This window comes from Streptomyces niveiscabiei (genome assembly GCF_001419795.1).
Lineage (GTDB): Bacteria > Actinomycetota > Actinomycetes > Streptomycetales > Streptomycetaceae > Streptomyces > Streptomyces niveiscabiei.
In genome coordinates this window covers 1-2,913 of sequence record NZ_LIRL01000814.1, presented here as the reverse complement: position 1 = coordinate 2,913, position 2,913 = coordinate 1, and the positions used below count along the sequence as shown (strand labels likewise).

Annotated in this window: 3 protein-coding genes; all 3 read right to left on the bottom strand. The window is 72.7% G+C overall.

Going from position 1 to position 2,913, the window contains the following annotated elements:
- Positions 1 to 1,381, bottom strand: a 1,381-nt coding sequence (locus AOK24_RS34365; RefSeq protein ID WP_055723916.1) for a glycoside hydrolase family 3 N-terminal domain-containing protein, incomplete at its 3' end; no start/stop codon positions are given.
- 119 nt (positions 1,382 to 1,500) lie between these two features.
- Positions 1,501 to 2,415, bottom strand: coding sequence for an LAETG motif-containing sortase-dependent surface protein (locus AOK24_RS48850; protein WP_055723915.1), 915 nt, complete (start codon positions 2,413 to 2,415; stop codon positions 1,501 to 1,503).
- Positions 2,416 to 2,596: 181 nt separating this feature from the next.
- Positions 2,597 to 2,913 (bottom strand): alpha/beta hydrolase (locus tag AOK24_RS34355; protein WP_206191320.1); only part of this gene is annotated, 317 nt, incomplete at its 5' end.

Genomic DNA, 2,913 nt, shown 5'->3' with positions numbered 1-2,913 from the left:
ACCCGGTAGCGACCGACACCGCATCCGGCCGAGCAGCCAGCAGAGCCCCCTGCACCCACTCCTGCCAGGGATACAGCTCCGCGTCGCAAGCCCCCACCACCAACGCCCGCCCCTCAGCGGCCTTCAGCACCTCGGCCACCACCGCTTCCCCGTCCTCCGGTTCCCCGGCGACAGCCACCCCGTCGGCCGTCGGATCGACCTCCCGCACCGCGCTCACCAAGCTCTCCCCGCCCCAGTTCAGCGCGGGATGCGGCCGAGGAAACAGATCCACGACATACGCGCCCTCGACCGGGGACACCAACTCCCCCTTGTGGACGGCCCGTCGAGCGGCCACCAGCCCCGCGTCCCACGTGGCGATCTCCCCCGGCACCACAGGCACCCCGTACCGCGAGACAAGCCCCTGCACGCGCGACGCGGCCTCGAACACCCGCTCTTCGCTCAACGACCCGTCGGCCAGTGCCCCCAGTACGGCGTCCCGGCAGGCGAGAGTCGTGGCCAACTCGGGTACGGCCACGATGACTTGATCGGCCCCGGCCGCCAGAGCCAGCCGGGCCCCCGCGGCCTCCCCGTACCGGTCGGCGATGGCCTTCATCTCCAGCGCGTCACTGACCAGCACCCCCTCGAACCCGAGCTCTCCCCGCAGCAACTCCCCGAGCACGTAAGGGCTGAGCGTCGCGGGCAGCGCGGCGTCCAGCGCGGGGAACACGACATGCGCGCTCATCAGCATCGGCACCCCCGCCTCGATGGCGGCCCGGAACGGCGCGAGGTCCAGCTCTTCGTACGCCCGGGGATCGACGGCGAGTTCGTAGTGGCTGTCGGTGACGGTTCCTCCGTGCCCGGGGAAGTGCTTCGCGCAGGAGGCCACCCCCCGGGCCTCGGTCGCCGAGATCCAGGCCCGCAGATGCCGGGCGACCAGCTCGGGGTCGCCGCCGAAGGCCCGCGTACGGACGATGGGGTTCTCCCCACGATGCTGGAGGTCGGCGACGGGCGCGTACGAGGCGCTGATCCCGAGGCTCGCGAGGTGCGCGGCGAGGGCGTCGGCGCAGTCGGCGGTCAGGGAGGGGTCGTCGACGACGCCGAGGGCGTAGTTCCCGGGCACCTCGGGCGCCCCGGCGGTGACGAGGTGCCCGATCCCTCCGCCTTCGTTGTCGATGCCGATCAGCAGATCGCCCCGCAGCGCGCGCAGCGCGGAGGTCAACGCGCGCACCTGGTCGGCGTCCCGGATGTTGCGGGTGAACAGGATGACCCCGCCGAGCCCGCGCTCGATCAGCTTCTTGAGGTCGTCGGGCACGGTGGTCGTACCGGCGAATCCGGCGACGAGGCAGCGGTGGGCGGCCTCGTCGAGGGCGGCGGGCAGAGCGGGGCTCGCAAGAGGGGTCACCCCCGGAATCCTCTGGCTCACAGAACCGAAAGTCAACAGAGGATCGGATTTACTCATTCAAGAGAAGGGGGCCTCTCCGCAGACCGGCCGGAGAGGCCCCCTCGCTTCACCTCACGCGCCTACTCGGCCGCGCCCTTCTTCCGCGAGCGGTTCGCGAAGAACACCGCGCCCGCCCCGATCGCGACGACTGCGGCGGCACCGCCCGCGATCGGCCCGACCGGCGTGCTCGACCCGGTCTCGGCCAGCGGCGGCGTCGACTCGCTCGGCGACGGCGTGGGCGTCGGGGTGGCCGGCGGCGTCGAGGTCAGCGGCGGCACGTCCGGGGTGGTCGGCGGGGTCTCGGAGACCGGCGTGGTCGGCGGCGCGGCGGGCGGCGTCGTCTCCGTGGCGGGCGGCGTGGTCTCGCCGGCGGGGGGCGTGCTGGGCGGGGTGCTCGGCGGCGTGCTCGGCGCCGGCGGCGTCGACGGCGCGCACTCCTTGTCGCCGCCGTTCCACGCGGCTATCAGGTGGTTCGGCGTGACGACGTTCCCGGGCTGGTAGGGCGCGGGCCCGTGGCCCTCGCCGGTGCCGCCGTCGTAGGTGACGTCGTCGCCGTAGAGGTCGATCTGGCCGTAGCAGTCCGGCGTCTTCACGTTCAGCTTCTGCCAGGTGCGGCCGGAGTCGTCCTGGCCGGCGACGTCGTCCTTGCCGAGGTAGACGGTGGCCTTCTCGACGAGGGTCTGCTTGCCGGAGGTGGCCCAGCTCGGGCCTTCCGTCGTGTACTCGGCGAGCGAGACGGGGTACTTGCAGTCCGCGCCGACCTGCTGGCCGGGCGCGAGCCGGACCTCGACCTTGTCGAGGCCGGAGTTCCAGGTGCGGAAGCCGCCGGTGGAGGTCCAGTCGCCGCCTTCGAGGCGGTACTGGATGGTGGCGGAGGAGCAGCCGGCGCCGGTCGTGGCGCTCGCCTCGGTGGCCGCGAGGAGGGGTGCGGCGGAGGCTGCGAAGGCGGTCGCTGCGAGCAGCGCCAGGCTTCTTGAGTACTGCGTACGGGACAAAGTGAGCCTCTGTGCAGTCGTTCGTGTGGGAGGTGGTTCTCGATGCGAGGGCTCGACGCGGGCGGAGGCGTCCGCGGAGAGGTTGGTCGAATGATGATTCACTTTCACAACTTCCGTCAATTCAGTGCCACTTACCCTTACGTAAAATGGGTGTCAACCCTCAGCCGCCGGCCCTCAGCCGTCAGCTCACGGCGGGGAGCCCCGGCCCGGCGCAGCGGACGTCCGCCGGGGGGACGTCGCCGTCCAGCAGGTACGCGGCCACCGCCTCGTCGACGCACGCGTTGCCCCGGCTCGCGAACACGCCGTGCGAGTAGTCGTCGTCGAGGGTGACGATCCGCGAGCCCGGCAGGAGGCGGCGCAGGGCGTGGGCGCCCTCGGCGGGGGTGACGGGGTCGTGCGCGGAGGCGACGAGCAGCAGCGGCGGGGCGTCGGGGCTGCCGAGCGGTGTGCGGTGGGCGGGGCGGTGGTGCCAGTACGCGCAGGCCGCCGCTTCCAGGC